Raw genomic sequence first — 16,167 nt, forward strand, 5'->3', positions numbered from 1 at the left:
TCGTCGGGAGCGGGTTCGAGGCCCTCCCACGCCGGCGCGGCAGGGGTGCGGGGCGTCAGCCCTTCGCGCCCTGTCCGCGCGCATAGACATCCTCATAGCGGATAATGTCGTCCTCGCCGAGATAGGTGCCGGTCTGCACCTCGATGAGCACCATCGGCACCTTGCCGGGATTCTCCATGCGGTGCACGGCGCCGAGCGGGATGTAGACCGACTGGTTCTCGGTCAGCAGCCGCGGCTCGCCGTCAATGGTGATGCGCGCGGTGCCGGACACCACGACCCAGTGCTCGGAGCGGTGGTAGTGGCTCTGCAGCGACAGTGCCGCGCCGGGATGGACCACGATGCGCTTGACCTGGAAGCGCTCGCCCAGCGCCAGCGTCTCGAACCAGCCCCAGGGCCGGTGGTCGCGCGGAAAATGCTCGGCCTGCCGGGCGCCGCGCGCCTTGAGCGCGGTGACCGCCTGCTTGACCTCCTGCGAGCGGGAACGGTCGGCCACCAGCACCGCGTCCGGCATGGCGACCACCAGCATGTCCTTGAGGCCGATGCCGACCAGTTCCAGTCCCTCGGCCTCCGAGCGCAGCAGCGAATCGTCGCAGTCGATGGCGGTGACCGGCCCGTGCGCCACGACATTGCGCCCGTCCGCCGCGCCCTCGCGCATCACCGAGGCCCAGTCGCCGAGATCCGACCAGTCGCCGGCGAACGGCACCACGTCGAGATTGGCCGAGCGCTCCATGATGGCGTAGTCGATCGAGATATCCTGCGCCTGCTGCCACGGCGCGGGGGCGAGGCGCAGGAAATCGAGGTCGACCACCGCCTCCTCCACCGCCTGGCGTACCGGCGCCAGCATCTGCGGGGCATGGGCCGCGAACGCCTTGCGGGCGGTTTCCACCGAGAACAGGAAGATGCCGGCGTTCCACAGGTAATGGCCGTCGGCGAGCATGGCGGCGGCGCGGGCGGCATCGGGCTTCTCGACGAAGCGGCTGAGCGGCACGGCGGCGGGGGCCTCGCCTTCCGGCGGGCGGCCGAGTTCGAGCCAGCCATAGCCGGTTTCCGGCCGGGTCGGGCGGATGCCGAAGGTGACGATGCGCCCATTGCGGGCCGCCGGCAGGCCGGCCTGCACGGCGGCGGAGAACGCCGCGCCGTCGGGCATCACCTGGTCGGAGGGCATCACCAGCAGCAGCGCCTGCGGATCGCGCGCGGCCAGATATTCGACCGCGGCGAGAATGGCGGGGCCGGTGTTGCGCGGGCTCGGCTCGATCAGCACGGCCCCGGCGGGAATGCCGGCCTCGGCCAGCTGCTCGGTGACGATGAAGCGGAAATCGGCATTGGTGACGATGACCGGCGGGCGCACCTCCGGCCCGGACAGCCGCCGGGCGGCGGCCTGGAACAGCGTTTCGCCGTCGCCGAGCTTGACGAACTGCTTGGGGAAGCTCTTGCGCGAGAGCGGCCATAGGCGGGTGCCGGAGCCTCCGCAGAGAAGTACGGGATAAAGATGTGCCATGGAGCCTGATCGTTCGCGGAGGGAGAGCCTGAACGCCCGAAGTGTGGGCGGCGGGGCGGCCAAAGGCAAGGTGGAACAGCCATCTTGATCTCTCGCCGTGAAGCCCTTATCGCCCGATGGCGGGCGCGAGGCTCCCGCCTCAAGGAGAGGTACGCCCATGCTCACCTGCTTCAAGGCCTACGACATTCGCGGACGGCTCGGCGAGGAGCTGGACGAGGCGATCGCCCGCCGCATCGGGCGGGCCTTTGTCGAGGGGCTGGGGGCCCGCCGCGTGGTGATCGGGCGCGACTGCCGCGCGTCGTCGCAGGCGCTGGCGGCGGCCTGCACCGAAGGGCTGCTGGCGGGCGGGGTCGAGGTGCTGGACCTCGGCCTGTGCGGCACCGAGGAGATGTACTTCGCCGTGACCCATCTCGGCGCCGATGGCGGCATCGAGGTGACCGCCTCGCACAACCCGATGGACTATAACGGCATGAAGCTGGTGCGCGCCGGCTCGGCGCCGCTCGACACCGCGACCGGGCTGGCGGCGATCCGCGCGCTGGCGGAAGGCCCCGACCTGCCGGACCGCGCGGGCGGCCGCGTGGTGCCGGCGGAAGCCACCCGCGCCGCCTATGTGGAGCGCGTGCTCTCCTTCGTCGACACCGGCGCGCTGCGCCCGCTCACCATCCTCGTCAATGCCGGCAATGGCGCGGCGGGGCCGACCTTCGACGCGCTGGCGCGCGAGCTGGAAGCGCGCGGCGCGCCGCTCACCTTCGTCCGCCTGCATCACGAGCCGGACGGCAGCTTTCCCAACGGCATCCCCAACCCGCTGCTCCCCGAGAATCAGCCGGTGACCGGCGAGGCGGTGCTGGCGGCCGGGGCCGACATGGGGGTGGCGTGGGACGGCGATTTCGACCGCTGCTTCCTGTTCGACGAAACCGGACGATTCATTCCCGGCGAGTACATCGTCGGCCTGCTGGCGCAGGTCTTCCTCGCCAAGGAGCCGGGCGCGCGCATCGTCCATGACCCGCGGGTGGTGTGGAACACCCGGGACCAGGTGGCGCAGGCGGGCGGGCAGGCGCTGCAGGCGCGTACCGGCCACGCCTTCCTGAAGCAGGCGCTGCGCGACACCGGCGCCGTCTATGGCGGGGAAATGTCGGCGCACCATTATTTCCGCGACTTCATGTGCTGCGATTCCGGCATGATCCCGTGGCTGCTGGTGGCCGAGCTGATGGGGCGCAGCGGGGCGCCGCTCAGCCGGCTGGTCTCCGAGCGCATGGCGGCGTTTCCCTCCTCGGGCGAGATCAATTTCCGCCTCAGCGACCCCGCCGGCGCGGTGGCGCGGGTGGAGGCGGCGTTCACTGGCGAGAACCCCGCGCGCGACGAGACCGACGGGCTCTCGCTCGACTTCGGCGACTGGCGGCTGAATCTGCGCCGCTCCAACACCGAGCCGCTGCTGCGGCTGAACGTGGAGGCGCGCGGCGCGCCGGAGACGGTGGCGCGCCGGGTGGCGGAAATCACCGCCCTGATCCGTGCCGGCGCGGCGGGCTGAGGCTACCGCGAAGGCAGCGTTTCCACCACGTGGCGCGGCCAGGGGTTGCGCCCGTCGCGCAGCCAGATCAGCGTGTCGAGCCAGAAGCCGCTCGCATGGCTGTCGTGGAACAGGCTGAAATGGCCGATCGCCGCGCGGCCGTAATCGGCCGGGGCAAGGCGGACCAGCGTGCGCCGGGCGCCGGTGTAGTAGCCGAGCGTGCGGCGCAGCGCCGGCACGGTGCCGAACGGGTCGTCGGCCATCGAGAGCGCGAGAATGTCCGCCTTCACCGCCGCCATGCGGGCGCGCACGGCGGCCCGCTCGGCGCGGGGATGGCTGGTCTCGAAGCGCGGGCCGCGAAAGCTCCACTCATGGGCGACACCGGCGGGAAGATCCTCCAGCCAGCCGAGGCGCCGGCCGGGGAAATAGCCCAGCAGCGCGGTGAGGGCGGGCATGGCGAGGTGCCATTTCAGCAGCAAACCGGCGCGCTGGCGCGGGGCATAGTCCATCCACCACGCATATTGCGCGCCCATGGTCAGCATGCGGCTGATGCTCGCGCCGCTCCCGGCGAGGCCGGGCAGGAAGCCGCCGATGGAGTGGCCGACGACCAGCAGCGGCACGCCATCCGCCTCCCGCGCCAGGAAGCGCAGCGCGGCGTCGCAGTCGCGCTCGCCCCAGTCGCGCCAGCGGGTGGGTGAGCCGCGCAGGTTGGCCGGGCGCGACAGGCCGATGCCGCGATAATCATAGGTCAGCACACCGAAGCCATGGCCGGCGAGGAAGCGGGCGTAGCGGTGATAATAGCGGGCCGCGACGCCGGTGGCGGGATTGACGAGCACGGCGCCATGGGCCGCGCCCGGCGCGCCGGCCGATGGCCAGACATGCCCGCCGAGCACCACGCCGTCCCGGCAGGCGATCGTTACCTCGCGCGGCCCGCTCCCGTTCATGTTCGCTCTCCGTATTCCCGCCCGGATGGGAGACGCTAGAGCCGAAAGCGCTTCACGTATATTCACTGGTCAGTATACTTGGAGAATGGCCACGAGACCCGATTCCAGCGCCGACGGCCGGACCGGTGCCGTCCCCGTGCCGACCCGCGAGCGCATCCTGCTGGCGGCGGGCAAGCTGTTTCACGGCGAGGGCATCCGCGCCGTCAGCCTGGATGCGGTCGCCGCCCGAGCGGGGGTGACCAAGCGCACCGTGTACTATCATTTCCGCAGCAAGGACGATCTGGTCGCCGCCTATCTGGAGGCGCGCGATCCGCCCAATCTCGACTGGTTCCGGCGCCACTACAGCGAGGCGGCCGGCGATGTGGCGACGCGGATCGAGGCGCTGTTCGCGGCGCTGGCCGGCGCCGCCGCCCATCCGCGCTGGAAGGGCTGCGGCTTCCTGCGCAGTTCGGTGGAACTGGTGAAAACGCCGGGCCATCCGGCGATGAACGCGGCGCGGGCGCACAAGAAGCGGCTGGAGGACTGGCTGTGCGGCCTGTTCCAGGTGGCGCGGGCCGATGGCGCCCGCGAACTGGCGCGGCAGATCGTGCTGCTGATCGATGGCGGCTTCGCCGTGGTGCTGCTGAACCGCGACGCGGGCTATATGGACTCGGCCGGCCGGGCCGCCGGCACGCTGGTGCGCGCGGCGCTGGCGCGCGGGCGGGAGCCGCGGCACGGCGAGGGAGGCGGCGAGGGCAACGGGGGCGGCAACGGGGACGGGTAGCGGGGGCGGCCCGCCCGAAACGACATCGGCCCGGTCTGGGACCGGGCCGACATTGGGCCGTCGAAGAAAGGCGCCGGGCTCAGTTGGCCGAGCGCAGATTGCCTTCGACCTGCTCGCGGATGGCGGCGTCGCCATTGCGGGCGGCCAGGTTTTCCGTCGCGTTGCGGCCTTCGACCACGGTCTGGGTCGCCGGGGCCTTGTGATAGCGGGTGGCCGCCTCGGCCGACACCGCGCCGAGCGCGAGAGTGGTGGACAGGATGGCGAGAGTGACGATCTTGTTCATGGAAATTCTCCGATTTCACCGAGCCCCGGGGTGCGGCCCAGCCATGGAGAGAACCTAGCCGGCGGCCCGTCAGGCCGGTATCATGCCTGTGCTTAGCCGGATCATAGATTGATTTGGTGCAACTAACCTTAGGGATGATGACGCAGCGTAAGTTGCCGCCGGGCAGGCGAGGAGGGGCTCGTGGCGGCGGACCCGGCCGACGGGCTGGCCGGACAGTTCCGCGCGGTTTCGAAAGAGCGACGCGGTGGGCTGCCCTTTAGTAAACGGCGCCGCCAACGGGCGGCAGGCGTGCCGGCACGGGGCCGGCGCCGGGGAGGGCCCGATCATGCAGGACGTACGGACATTGTTCGCGCGCATGGCCCGTCGGCCGCGGCCGCTGGCCGCGCTGTGTGTCGGCGCGGCGCTGGCGTTGCTCCCGCCGCAGCCCGCCCGTGCCGGCGATGCGCGGGATTTCTACAGCGTCTCCAGCGCGCAGCTGCGCGGGCGGCCCGGCACGCTGATCCGTGCCGAGCCGCTCTCCCCGCCGCCGGGCGCGGTGGCGGCCTACCGTATCCTCTATCGCTCGCGCGGCGCCCGTGGCGAGCCAGTCGCGGTTTCCGGCGTCGTCGCCGCCCCGGCGCCGGAGGCGCGGCGCGCGCCGGTGGTGACCTGGGGCCACGGCACCACCGGCATCGAGCCGGGCTGCGCGCCCTCGCGCTTTCCGCGCCGCGACTTCGCCAGCATCAGCGGGCTCGGCGACCTGCTCGCCGATGGCGTCATCGTGGTGGCGACCGACTATCAGGGCCTCGGCGCCGGCGCCGTCCACCCCTACCTGGTCGGCGCCAGCGAGGCGCATGCGATGATCGACGCGGTGCGCGCGGCGCGGGCGCTGCCGGGGCTGGGGGCGGGCACCCGCTTCGCCAGCTGGGGCTTCTCGGAAGGCGGCCAGGCGTCGCTGTTCACCGGCGCGCTGGCGGCGCGCTACGCCCCGGAACTGCGCTTCGAGGGCGCGGCGGCGGTCTCCGCCCCGACCGAGCTGCGCCGCCTGCTGGCGGGCGACATCGGCACCCCGGCGGGCGAGGCGGTCGCCTCCTACGCCGCCTGGTCGTGGAGCCGGCTCTATCACCTGCCGCTGGGCGAGGTGGTGCGGCCCGCCGCCGTGCCGACGCTCGAACACATCGCCACGCTGTGCAGCCTCGACGCGCCGCAGCGGCTGACGCTGGGCCTTTCCACCTTCGGCTATGGCGCCGCCGGCCTGCTGCGGCACGGCGCCAGCGCCGTCGCCGGCCTTGGCGCGCCGGGGTCGGGCGGCGATGTCCTCGACCGCGGACCCTGGGCCCGGCTGATCGCCCGCAATTCGCGGCCGACGCCGCGCGGGGTGCCGGTGTTCCTCGCCCAGGGCGCGGACGACACGCTGGTCGCGCCATCGACCACCCGCAACTATGCCCGCCAGCTCTGCCGCGACGGGGTGAGGCTGGACTATCGGGAGATCGCCCTCGCCGACCATGGAGGCGCCGAGCTGGCGAGCGCCGAACCGGCCACGCATTGGCTGGCGGCGCGGCTGGCCGGCGCCCGCCCGCCGAGCGACTGTGCCGCGCTGGACCGGCACCGGCCGGCGGCCGCCCGGCGCTGAGACGTCACCGCAGCCGCCGGGCGATCCGCCGCCGCAGCCCGGTCAGGGTGCGGCGCAGCCGGTCCTTCAAACGGTCGAGCCGCAACGCGGCGACGATGCGCGCGCGCAGCGCGTTGGCGGTGTCGATGATCCAGGCCATCCACGGCAGGGCCATCAGCTTGGGCCGGCCGGCGGCGAAAATGCGTTCGATCAATACGAAGCTGAGCAGATAGGCGAACACGAGCAGCGCCGCGCCGCGCTTTTCCCACCCGCCGGCGATCCAGATCAGGCCGACGAATTTCAGCGGTTCGACCGTGGCGTAGGGAATGACCAGCAGCGCGAGGATGGTCCAGACCGAGCGGGCGGCGACCCAGCGCTCGAAGGCGTGCACCACCCGCAGCGCGGCGATGCGGGCGACGAGCGGGCGGTAGACCGGCCGCGCCAGTTCGTCGAGCAGAATCAGCAGCGCGCAGACAAGGCGGAACAGGAAGCCGAGGCTCGCCCGCAGCGGGCGCTGCCGGAAGGTGTGGCGCGCGGATGTTTGGCGCGGGCGCTCGGGCGCCGGGGCGGCCGCGGGGGAGGGGGGGCGAGGCGGCGCGGAGTCCATCGGCACGGTATCGACACTTCCCGGCCCGGCTGCAAGCGGGAAGGAGGCCGGGCGTCAGTGGCTGGAAGCGGCGCCGCCCTCGCCCAGCGCACGGTCGAGGCAGGCGATCATGGCGTCGCCGTCGAACGGCTTGGCGAGGAAACCGAAGGCGCCGGCGGCCTGGACCTGGCGGCGGATGCGCTCCTCGGGGAAGGCGGTGATGAAGATCAGTGGCGTGCGGTCGCCGCGCGCGCGCAGGGTGCTCTGCAGCTCGACGCCGCTCATGCCGGGCATCTGTACATCGGTGATGACGCAATCCGTCCTGCCCAGCGACGGCGAGTGAAGGAAATCCTCGGCGGAAGCGAAGGTGCACGCGCTGAAACCGAGCGACCGAATGAGGCTCTCAGTTGCGGTACGCACCGATTCGTCATCGTCGATGATCGTGATCACCGGGGTGGAAGACACGTGGAGCTACCTCGTCAGGAGACTTCCGGACCTTGAACTGCGGCACCGGGTTGAGTTCCATATAGCTCCAGAACGGATTATTTTCTAAGTATACGCAAGTTTGTCCTATCATCCCTTGGCAGGGGAAAGGCCCAACGTTTCGGCCATGCGGACGAGGTCGGCGAGCGAACGCGCGCCCATTTTGCGCATGACATGGCCGCGATGGATCTTGACCGTGATCTCGCTCAGCCCGACCTCGGCGGCGACCTGCTTGTTCATCAGCCCCGAGGTGACAAGCGCCATGATCTGCTTCTCGCGCGGGGTCAGCGATTCGTAATGGTCCTGCACGTCGGAAAGCGCCTGCCGCGCCGTCCGCCGCTCGCGGTCGAGCGCCAGCGCGGTGGTGACCGCGTCGAGCATGTCCTGGTCGCGGAACGGCTTGGTGAGGAAGTCGACGGCGCCGGCCTTCATGGCGCGCACGGTCATCGGGATATCGCCATGGCCGGTCATGAAGATGGTCGGCATCTCGATGTCGGAACGGCCGAGCTGGGACTGGAAGTCGAGCCCGCTCACCCCCGGCAGCCGGATGTCCAGCACCAGGCAGCGCGGCACATCCGGCAGCTTCGCGGCGAGCAGTTCGGCGGCGGCGGCGAAGAGCTGCACCTGCAGCCCGACCGAGCGGAACAGGCTGGAAAGCGCCTGCCGCAGCTCGGCGTCGTCATCGACCACGATGACCAGCGGATCGGGGGAGACGGCGGCGGATTGCGGCGCTTGGCGGCTGGTCACGAGGCGTGTTCCTTTGGCGGCAGTGAGGTGGGCAGCGAGACGGTGAACAGCATGCCGCCCTGCTCGATTCCGTCGGCGGCGATGCGCCCGCCATGGGCCTCGACGATGGAACGCGAAATGGACAGGCCCATGCCCATGCCGTCCTTCTTGGTGCTGTAGAAGGCGTTGAACAGCTTCGGCAGGTTCTCCGGCGGGACTCCCGGCCCGCCGTCGCGAATCTCGATGACGAGGCAGCGGCGGTCCGGTCGCTCCTCGGTGCGGGTGAGGATGGTGAGCCGGCGGCGCGGCTCCTCGACGAGGGCCATCGCCTGGACGGCGTTGAGCGCGAGATTGAGCACCACCTGCTGGAGCTGCACCCGGTCGCCGAGGATCACCGGCAGGCCCTCGGCCAGCGCCAGTTCGAGCGTGACGGCGTGCATCAGCCGCTCGCGCTCCAGCAGCGGGAGAATCTCGTCGATCATCTCGTTGACGTGGACCGGGGCCTGGTCCTGCTCGTCGCGGCGGGCCAGCGCGCGCAGCCGCGCCACCACCTCGCTGGCGCGGCGGCCATTGGCGATCATCCGTTCCACCGAGGCCCTGGCCTCGCCGATATCGGGCGCGGCCCGCCCCAGCCAGCGCAGGCACGCCTCGCCATTGGTGACCACGGCGGCCAGCGGCTGGTTGACCTCATGGGCGATGGAAGCGGTCAGCTCGCCCAGCGTGGTGACGCGGGTGACATGGGCCAGTTCGGCGCGGGTCTGGTGGAGCGCGTCCTCGGCGTGCTTGCGCCCGCTGATGTCGCTGTTGGTCTCCATGGCGGCGAGCGGGCGCCCGCGCTCGTCGCGCTGCAGCGACCAGCGGCTCATGACGGTGACCTGCCGGCCGTCACGGCAGGTGTGGAGAAGTTCGCCCTCCCAGCGCCCGGTCTCGAACAGCTCGGCGCGGATATTGGTGAGCGGGACCGGGAACACCGTGTTGAGCAGCGCGATCGCGTTCTGGCCGACCGCCTCCGCCGGCGTCCAGCCATAGAGCCTTTCGGCGCCGAGGCTCCAATAGGTGATGGTGCCGCCGATATCGCGCACGAAGATGGCGTCGTGGGTGAGGTCGAGCAGCGCCGCCTGGCTGCGCAGCGACTGGGTGGCATACTGGTTGTCGAGGCACAGCAGCGTGGTGACGGTGATCGCCGCCAGGCTGACGAGGCAGCGCATGGTCGCCGCCAGATCGTAATCGTCGCTGTGCATGATGACATAGCTGAACACGGCCAGCGCGACGCAGAAGCCGGCGACGACGAGCAGCCCGCGCCGGTCGGACGTGCTCGCCGACAGCAGCACCACCACGACATAGAGCACCGCGATCGCCATATCGAGCGAGGAGAAGGTGTCGATGGCGAAGATCGCCGCCGCCAGCAGGGCGGCGATCGCCGGCATCAGCCATCGGTTCGACGGTCGGTCGTTCAAGATCAGGCCTCTTGAATTGTACATGGTCGCCTCGTCGCCGATCCCGGAAGAATGGGCTGGAATCGTATTTTACGCGAGGTCATGCGGACGGGCGAGGCTGACGGAGACGCGCCGCGCGGTCTTTCGCTTCCGCCGGACGCTGTCGCGATCGCACGGGCGATGCCTGTTCCGCACCGGCTGCAAAACCGCCGCGCCGGTCGCCGCCCGAGCGTGCCGACCGGCCTCCTAGGCCGTCCGCCGCGTCAGGGCGACGGCGAGGGCGGCGGCGAGAAGCACCGCGCCGAGCACCGCGAAGGTATCGGAAAACCCCATGATCAGCGCCTGCTGGGCGATCAGCTTGCCGAGCAGCACCTCGGCCTGGTGATGGGCGTCGGCCGGGTTCGGCATGCCGTGATCCATGAAATAATGCTGCATTCGGTCGAGGAAGCCGCGCACCGTCTCGCCATAGGGCGTCACCGACTGGCCGATGATGTTGGAGTGGAACTGCTCGCGCTTGCTGATGATGGTGGCGAGCACGGCGGTGCCGATGGCGCCGCCGAGACTGCGCATCATGTTGAACAGCCCGGAGGCCTGGCCGGAGAATTCCGCCGGCATGCCGAGCATGGTGATGCTGGCGAGCGGCGAGAGCACGATGGCCTGCCCCAGCGCGCGCACGATGTTGGTCATCATGAGCTGGTCGCCGCCATCGTTGAAGCTGAGATGGGTGTTCATGAAGCAACTGGCGGCGAACACGGTCAGCCCGACGATGACCATCAGCCGCGAGTCGATCCGCTTCATCATCACCGGCACGAAAGGGATGATGATGAGCTGCGGCAGCCCGACCCAGGCGAGCACCGTGCCGATCTGCTGGGCGCTGTAGCCCTGCACCGTGTCGAGATAGGTGGGCAGCACATAGACCGAGCCGAACAGCGCGAAGCCGACGATAGTATTGGCGATGATGCCGAGGGCGAAATTGCGCCGGCTCAACAGCCGCAGCTGCAGGGTGGGCTTTTCCACCCTGAACTGGATGACGATGAAGACGGTGAGACAGAAGGCGGCGATGAGCGAGAGCCGGACGATCAGCGGCGAGCCGAACCAGTCGTCCTTGTTGCCCTCGTCCAGCACGGTCTGCAGACAGGCGAGGCCGACCGCCATGAAGCCGATGCCCCACCAGTCGCCCTCGCGCAGCAGGCCGAGATTCATCCGCCCGCGCTCCAGCGTCGGCACCAGCAGGCCGAGCATCACCGCGCCGGGAATGAGGTTGATGAAGAAGATGGTCGGCCAGCCATATTGCTCGGTCAGGTAACCGCCGATGGTCGGCCCGATGGCCGGGCCGAAAGTGGCGGTGAGGGCGAAGGCGGCGAGGCCGATGGGGCGCTGGTGCACCGGCAGGCGCGTGAGCACCGCGGTGAAGGCGAGCGGGATCAGGCAGCCGCCGAAGAAGCCCTGCAGCCCGCGCGCGGCGATCATCTGGTTGAGATCGGTGGCGAAGGCGCAGGCCATCGAGAAAACCAGGAACAGCGAGGTCGAGCCGAGGATGAAGCGGCGGAAGCCGAACACCCGGGTCATGTAGTCGGTCAGCGGGATCATGATGATCTCGCCGATCAGGTAGGAGGTGGAGATCCAGGTCCCGTTGTCGGAGCCGGTGCCGATGCCGCCCTCGATCTGCGGCAGCGAGGAATTGGTGATCTGGATGTCCAGCACGGCGATCAGCGCGCCGAGCAGGCAGCCGAACACGGCGATCCAGGTCCGCACGCTGGCGCCCTGCGGCAGGGGGGAAGCGGCGGCCGGCACGGCAGCAGGGGCGACGGTGTTCATCGCGGTGCTCCTTGAAGCTCGATGTCGAGGGCGTCGGCTCGCGGATCGGCGAGCTTCAAGAAGCCGGCTTCTGAACAGCCGGCCCGGGTGAGGCCGGGTTGGGTGAGGCCGGCTTGGGCGTGCCCGGCTTGGGCGTGGCGGCGGCCGGCGCCGCGGCCGCGTCGCCGCCGGTGCGGATCGTGGTCTCCACCGACATGCCGGGCCGGATGAGGCCGGCGAGCGGGTCGGTCGGGTCGAGGTCGATGCGGACCGGGATGCGCTGCACGACCTTGGTGAAGTTGCCGGTGGCGTTGTCCGGCGGCAGCAGGGCGAATTCCTGGCCGCTGGCCGGGGCCAGGCTGGTGACGAAGCCGTGCACCGCGGCGCCGGGGAAGGTGTCGACGTCGATCGTCACCTTCTGTCCGGGCTTCACATCGGTGAGCTGCGTCTCCTTGTAGTTGGCGATGATGTAGGTGGCCTGCAGCGGCACCACGGCGAGCAGCTCATTGCCGGGCTCGACGAACTGGCCGACCCGCAGCGTGCGCGCGCCCACCACCCCGTCCACCGGGGCGACGAGCCTGGTGTAGCCGAGATTGAGCGCGGCGGTCTCGCGCACCGCCTCGTTGTGGGCGAGGCTGGCCTTCGCCTCGGCGAGCTGGGCGGTGAGGGTGGCGACCTGCTTGTTCGCCGCTTCCAGCGCCGCCGTGTCGCGGGCGAGCTGCGCCTGCGTCTGGCGGATCTGCGAGACCGCCTGCTCGGCGGTCTGGACCGGGCCGAAGCCGTCACTGGCCAGCTTGCTGAAGCGGGCATCGTTCTGCTGGGCGAAGGTGACGGCGGCCTTGTCGGCGTCGGTCTGCGCCTTCGCCTGGGCAATGACGGCCTGCTGCTCGTCGAGCTGCGCGGCGCGGTCGTCGATGGTCGCCCTGGCCTCGGCGACATCGGCCTCGGCCTGGTCCAGCGCCGCCTGATAGTCGCGCGGGTCGATGACGGCGAGCACCTCGCCCTTGTGGACCTTCTGGTTGTCGGTGACGTTGACCGTGGTGAGATAGCCCGAGACCTGCGGCGCGATCGGCACGATGTCGGCCTGCACATAGGCGTCGTCGGTGGTCACGTTGAAGCGCCAGTCGGTCCAGTATTCGTAGAAGGCGGCGCCCGCGCCCACAAGCAGCAGCGCGGCGGCGGCCGCTTCAAGCAGGCGGCGCATGGTCAGGCGGCGCGCCGGCGGTGTCGGCGCGGAAAAGTCCGGCAGGGCGGGAATCGGCACGGCCGGCGCCGAAACGTCGGATCGGGCGTCCGGCGGCGTCGCGAGGGGGCGGGCGTCGAGTTTGGCGGGGTCGGTGGCGATAGTCATTGCCGCCTCCATGGCGCGAGGAGTGTGGCGGCAGGGTGCGCCGCCCCGGGCGCCGTTTCTTCCCTTGCGCCACGTCTATTCCTCAAATGCACCGGCCCCCCGGCACGTTTTACGTGGGGCGTGCCGGCCCGGTCCGCAACGGCCCGCATATACCAAGGTATGGGGCTGGCAAACTCATCATATAAGCGCTGAAACCCTCGTAGAATGGAGCCGAACGGGCACGCCTCTACTCTGGACACATCGCCAGCCGATGTCTGGTCGGGCTGAACGGGAGATGAGGTCGACGCAATATTTGATCCGGCGTGTCGTGTACCACCGCGTCAAATATTGGGCCGGTCCTTCCGGACGGAACGTCCAGCGGCTTTTCCCTTCGCGGACCCTCGGAGTCCAGGCCATGTCGATCCACGTTTCGCCGCTAGCCAGCCATTTCCGCTCGCGCGCCGTCGAGGCCCTGTCGCCCGCCGCCGGCCTTTATGTCGTGCCGACGCGCCCTGTCCCGGCGCAGCCCTCGCAGAATACGGCCTCGCCGGAGGGCCTTGCCATTCGCCTCGGCCATATGGGCGTCGTCGTGGCGGTCACCGCCCCCGTCCCCGCCACGGGCGACACGTCGGCGCCCGTGCCGCCCGTGCCGCGCGAGGTGCGGCTGGTTGCGGACGGTGCCGACACCATCCGCCTCGAAGTTTCCCCCGAGCGCCTGGCCCGCTGCACCGAACTTCTTGCCAGCGTCGCCCGCCCGCAGGGGGCGGACACGAGCGATCCGGTGGTGCGGCGCCTGTCGCAGGCGCTGGAAGCCGCCGAGCGCGGCGAGCGCGACCATGGCGGGCTGTATGCCGACGCGATGCGCCTCGCCATCCTGGCCCGGCTGCTCGGGACCCCCTCCCGCATGGAGGCCGCGGCCGATGGCATGCCGGGGGCTGGCACGGAAGGGCCGGGCCTGCTGCGCGAGGCCCCGGCCCCGCAGGACGAGCCCGCCGCCCGGCGCCGGCTGAAGTCCGGCCTGCCCAAATGGCGCCTCAAGCGGGTGACCGCCTATGTCGAGGAAAATCTCGGCGAAAGCGTCACGCTGGCCGGCATGGCGGAGGCGGCGGGGCTGAGCCGCATGCACTTCGCCGCCCAGTTCCGCATCGCCACCGGCCTGCGCCCGCACGACTATCTGCTGCGCCAGCGGATCGAGCGCGCCCAGGCCATGCTGCTGGAGACCCGCGACCCGCTGGTCGAGATCGCGCTCGCGGTCGGCTTCCAGACCCAGGCGCATTTCACCACGGTGTTTCGCCGCTTCGTCGGCGACACCCCCTATCAGTGGCGCTGCGCCAATCGCGCCGCCCGCCACTGACCGGCCCGGTCTTCGCCTTTCGGTTCCCCAAGGCCTTCTTCCCCGGAGGTCCACCTCGAAACCCCGGCTCTCGCGAGCCGGGGTTCTTTTTGTCTGCGTCTCTACTTTCCGCTTCCGGCCGCCGCGTCAGGCCGTGCCGCGCCCGCCGCGCGGCGAGGCCATGCTGCCCCAGACGCCGTCGCGAAACACCAGCGCGTGGAGCAGTGCCGCGGCGAGGTGGAGGAGAAACACGGCGAACAGCGCCAGCGCCAGCACCGTGTGCGCCTCCCGGAGCCACGCATAGACCATGACGTCCTGCGGCAGGATCGGCGGCAGTTCGAGCGTGCCATACAGCACGATCGGCGCGCGGGCGGCCGAGAGCATCGCCCAGCCGACCAGCGGCACGGCGAACATCAGCCCATAGAGCACGATGTGGGAGGCGTGCGCCGCGACGCGCAGCGGGGCGGGCATGTCCGCCGGCAGCGGCGGCGGCGGGTTGATCTGGCGGTTCGCCAGACGCACCGCGACCAGCACCAGAATGGCGATGCCGAGCGGGCGATGGATCGACAGCAGCCAGTGATAGTCGCCGAGGGAGGAGACCATGCCGATGCCGATGAACAGCATGGCGAGGATCATCAGCGCCATCAACCAGTGCAGCAGGCGCGAGAGGACGGGAAAGCGCGGGCCGTTCACGGTTCACCTCCGGTTTTCGGAAGGTCGGCCGCCGCCGGGCGGGCGGGCGGGGGCTGGACCTCGCTCGGCGTCTTCGGTTCGCCAGCGCGGCGGGTGAAGGACACCGAATAGGCCGCCGAGCGCGCGCTCAGCAGCGGGTCGTCGGACGCGGCGATGCCGTCGGGCAGCACCAGCGGGTCGTAGTTGATGTCGCGGCAATTGCCGGGGCCCTCCGCTTCCACATGGTCGAGGGTCAGCGTGCCGGCATCGACCTGTTGGCGCCCGGCCGGCCACGGCAGCGTCGCGTCGCCGGTCGGGTCGCCGGGCTGTCCCACCGTGACGACGAAGCGATAGCGAAGCGGGCCGGCGTCGAGGCGGGCGACGAGGTCATCGAAAAGGTAGTTGGGGTCGCGCGCCCCGGCCGGCGGCGGGGTCTGCGCGACGAAGGGGTCGAGGGCGACCATCGACCAGCGCACCGGCGTGGAGCGGCCGGCGGCGTCGACGAAGCGGAAGGCGTCGAGCCCGTTGTAGCTGGCATTGGCGAAGCCGGTCGAGAACGGCCGTGCCCGGATGAGGGCAAGGGCCCGCGCCGTTTCGGGGTGGGCGGCGAGAAAGTCCTTCATCCGCGCGGGGTCCGGCTTGCCGGTGCCGGGATCGGCGGCGGAAGCGGCCATGAGCGCGTAAAAGCCTTCCGCGTCTTTCACCGGAAAGACCGGGATGTCGTTCATGCCGGTGCGCCACTCCTCGCCGCCGGCCGGGCGGAAGCTGAGCGCGAGGCTGCGCACCTCGGTCCCGTTGTCGGGCAGGAAGGGCTTGCCGATGCCGACGGCGAAGCGGCCGATGACGGGGACGCTGCCCGGCGCGAAGACGGCGGCGCGGGACAGGCGGGCGCCGAGACCGTTGCTGGCGAAGGTGCCGGTGACGCACACGCCCTTGGCGTGGTTGCGGCGAAAGCCCGGATGCACGCCGTTTATGGCCTGGAAACGGTCGATGATGCGCGTCTGGGTGAGGGCGCCGGGCGACAGCAAGCCGCCGGTATAGGCGAAGGCGCCGGCCACGCCGGCGATCACGAGGCCGGTCGCGCCGAGCCCGGCAAGGACGCCGGGGCCCGGCGGCCACGGCCAGTAGCGGCCATGGGCCGATTTTTTCAAAGTCATCCGATCGAACTCCCGGGTGAGAGGCCGTGACCGGAACATGCCGGCACGGGCCGCCGCGTCG

At 70.7% G+C, this 16,167-nt stretch carries 15 protein-coding genes; 4 read left to right on the plus strand and 11 right to left on the minus strand.

The window, feature by feature from the left end; all coding sequences use genetic code 11:
* Window positions 1–55: 55 nt before the first annotated feature.
* Window positions 56–1,498: a mannose-1-phosphate guanylyltransferase/mannose-6-phosphate isomerase gene (locus KHC23_RS15075; protein ID WP_213373481.1), complete on the minus strand. Its 1,443-nt coding sequence runs from the start codon at window positions 1,496–1,498 to the stop codon at window positions 56–58.
* A gap of 157 nt (window positions 1,499–1,655) precedes the next feature.
* Between KHC23_RS15075 and KHC23_RS15080 the strand changes: the two genes are divergently transcribed.
* On the plus strand, window positions 1,656–3,026 hold the full coding sequence (locus KHC23_RS15080) for a phosphohexomutase domain-containing protein (RefSeq protein WP_213373482.1): 1,371 nt from the start codon (window positions 1,656–1,658) through the stop codon (window positions 3,024–3,026).
* 2 nt (window positions 3,027–3,028) lie between these two features.
* Here KHC23_RS15080 and KHC23_RS15085 read toward each other — a convergent pair whose 3' ends face one another.
* Window positions 3,029–3,949 carry an alpha/beta hydrolase family protein gene (locus KHC23_RS15085; protein ID WP_213373483.1) on the minus strand — a complete coding sequence of 307 codons (921 nt, stop codon included), beginning with the start codon at window positions 3,947–3,949 and terminating at the stop codon, window positions 3,029–3,031.
* A gap of 85 nt (window positions 3,950–4,034) precedes the next feature.
* Here KHC23_RS15085 and KHC23_RS15090 point away from each other — a divergent pair, with 85 nt between their 5' ends.
* The gene (locus KHC23_RS15090) at window positions 4,035–4,712 is read left to right on the plus strand and encodes a TetR/AcrR family transcriptional regulator (protein ID WP_213373484.1); all 678 of its coding nucleotides are present in this window, start codon (window positions 4,035–4,037) and stop codon (window positions 4,710–4,712) included.
* A 79-nt stretch (window positions 4,713–4,791) separates the two neighbouring features.
* On the opposite strand, the gene KHC23_RS15095 is transcribed toward KHC23_RS15090, so the two are convergent.
* A complete protein-coding gene (locus KHC23_RS15095) occupies window positions 4,792–4,995 on the minus strand; it encodes a hypothetical protein (RefSeq protein WP_213373485.1) in 204 nt (67 codons plus the stop codon).
* A gap of 325 nt (window positions 4,996–5,320) precedes the next feature.
* Here KHC23_RS15095 and KHC23_RS15100 point away from each other — a divergent pair, with 325 nt between their 5' ends.
* Window positions 5,321–6,607: a lipase family protein gene (locus KHC23_RS15100; protein ID WP_213373486.1), complete on the plus strand. Its 1,287-nt coding sequence runs from the start codon at window positions 5,321–5,323 to the stop codon at window positions 6,605–6,607.
* A 4-nt stretch (window positions 6,608–6,611) separates the two neighbouring features.
* Here KHC23_RS15100 and KHC23_RS15105 read toward each other — a convergent pair whose 3' ends face one another.
* From KHC23_RS15105 to KHC23_RS15130, 6 genes are all read right to left on the minus strand, one after another.
* A complete protein-coding gene (locus KHC23_RS15105; protein ID WP_213373526.1) occupies window positions 6,612–7,193 on the minus strand; it encodes a hypothetical protein in 582 nt (193 codons plus the stop codon).
* A 54-nt stretch (window positions 7,194–7,247) separates the two neighbouring features.
* Entirely contained in the window at window positions 7,248–7,637 is a 390-nt protein-coding gene (locus KHC23_RS15110; RefSeq protein ID WP_271188688.1) for a response regulator transcription factor, read from the minus strand.
* 108 nt (window positions 7,638–7,745) lie between these two features.
* Window positions 7,746–8,402: a response regulator transcription factor gene (locus tag KHC23_RS15115; RefSeq protein WP_213373487.1), complete on the minus strand. Its 657-nt coding sequence runs from the start codon at window positions 8,400–8,402 to the stop codon at window positions 7,746–7,748.
* Window positions 8,399–9,838: a sensor histidine kinase gene (locus tag KHC23_RS15120; protein ID WP_246544631.1), complete on the minus strand. Its 1,440-nt coding sequence runs from the start codon at window positions 9,836–9,838 to the stop codon at window positions 8,399–8,401. The genes KHC23_RS15115 and KHC23_RS15120 overlap by 4 nt, the downstream gene beginning before the upstream one ends.
* Window positions 9,839–10,063: 225 nt before the next feature.
* Window positions 10,064–11,635: a DHA2 family efflux MFS transporter permease subunit gene (locus KHC23_RS15125; protein WP_213373489.1), complete on the minus strand. Its 1,572-nt coding sequence runs from the start codon at window positions 11,633–11,635 to the stop codon at window positions 10,064–10,066.
* Between the two features lie 55 nt (window positions 11,636–11,690).
* Entirely contained in the window at window positions 11,691–12,965 is a 1,275-nt protein-coding gene (locus KHC23_RS15130) for an HlyD family secretion protein (protein WP_213373490.1), read from the minus strand.
* 394 nt (window positions 12,966–13,359) lie between these two features.
* Here KHC23_RS15130 and KHC23_RS15135 point away from each other — a divergent pair, with 394 nt between their 5' ends.
* Window positions 13,360–14,298, plus strand: coding sequence for a helix-turn-helix domain-containing protein (locus tag KHC23_RS15135; protein ID WP_246544632.1), 939 nt, complete (start codon window positions 13,360–13,362; stop codon window positions 14,296–14,298).
* A gap of 126 nt (window positions 14,299–14,424) precedes the next feature.
* On the opposite strand, the gene KHC23_RS15140 is transcribed toward KHC23_RS15135, so the two are convergent.
* Window positions 14,425–14,970: a cytochrome b gene (locus tag KHC23_RS15140; protein WP_213373491.1), complete on the minus strand. Its 546-nt coding sequence runs from the start codon at window positions 14,968–14,970 to the stop codon at window positions 14,425–14,427.
* Window positions 14,967–16,106: a catalase family peroxidase gene (locus KHC23_RS15145; protein WP_213373492.1), complete on the minus strand. Its 1,140-nt coding sequence runs from the start codon at window positions 16,104–16,106 to the stop codon at window positions 14,967–14,969. Before KHC23_RS15145 ends, KHC23_RS15140 begins: the two co-directional genes overlap by 4 nt.
* Window positions 16,107–16,167 lie beyond the last annotated feature (61 nt).

Source organism: Ancylobacter dichloromethanicus (genome assembly GCF_018390645.1).
GTDB lineage: Bacteria > Pseudomonadota > Alphaproteobacteria > Rhizobiales > Xanthobacteraceae > Ancylobacter > Ancylobacter dichloromethanicus.

Coding starts and splice junctions, on each gene's coding strand:
- KHC23_RS15075 (WP_213373481.1), bottom strand. CDS start 1,498: ATGGCACATCTTTATCCCGTACTTCTCTGCGGAGGCTCCGGCACCCGC.
- KHC23_RS15080 (WP_213373482.1), top strand. CDS start 1,656: ATGCTCACCTGCTTCAAGGCCTACGACATTCGCGGACGGCTCGGCGAG.
- KHC23_RS15085 (WP_213373483.1), bottom strand. CDS start 3,949: ATGAACGGGAGCGGGCCGCGCGAGGTAACGATCGCCTGCCGGGACGGC.
- KHC23_RS15090 (WP_213373484.1), top strand. CDS start 4,035: ATGGCCACGAGACCCGATTCCAGCGCCGACGGCCGGACCGGTGCCGTC.
- KHC23_RS15095 (WP_213373485.1), bottom strand. CDS start 4,995: ATGAACAAGATCGTCACTCTCGCCATCCTGTCCACCACTCTCGCGCTC.
- KHC23_RS15100 (WP_213373486.1), top strand. CDS start 5,321: ATGCAGGACGTACGGACATTGTTCGCGCGCATGGCCCGTCGGCCGCGG.
- KHC23_RS15105 (WP_213373526.1), bottom strand. CDS start 7,193: ATGGACTCCGCGCCGCCTCGCCCCCCCTCCCCCGCGGCCGCCCCGGCG.
- KHC23_RS15125 (WP_213373489.1), bottom strand. CDS start 11,635: ATGAACACCGTCGCCCCTGCTGCCGTGCCGGCCGCCGCTTCCCCCCTG.
- KHC23_RS15130 (WP_213373490.1), bottom strand. CDS start 12,965: ATGACTATCGCCACCGACCCCGCCAAACTCGACGCCCGCCCCCTCGCG.
- KHC23_RS15135 (WP_246544632.1), top strand. CDS start 13,360: ATGTCGATCCACGTTTCGCCGCTAGCCAGCCATTTCCGCTCGCGCGCC.
- KHC23_RS15145 (WP_213373492.1), bottom strand. CDS start 16,106: ATGACTTTGAAAAAATCGGCCCATGGCCGCTACTGGCCGTGGCCGCCG.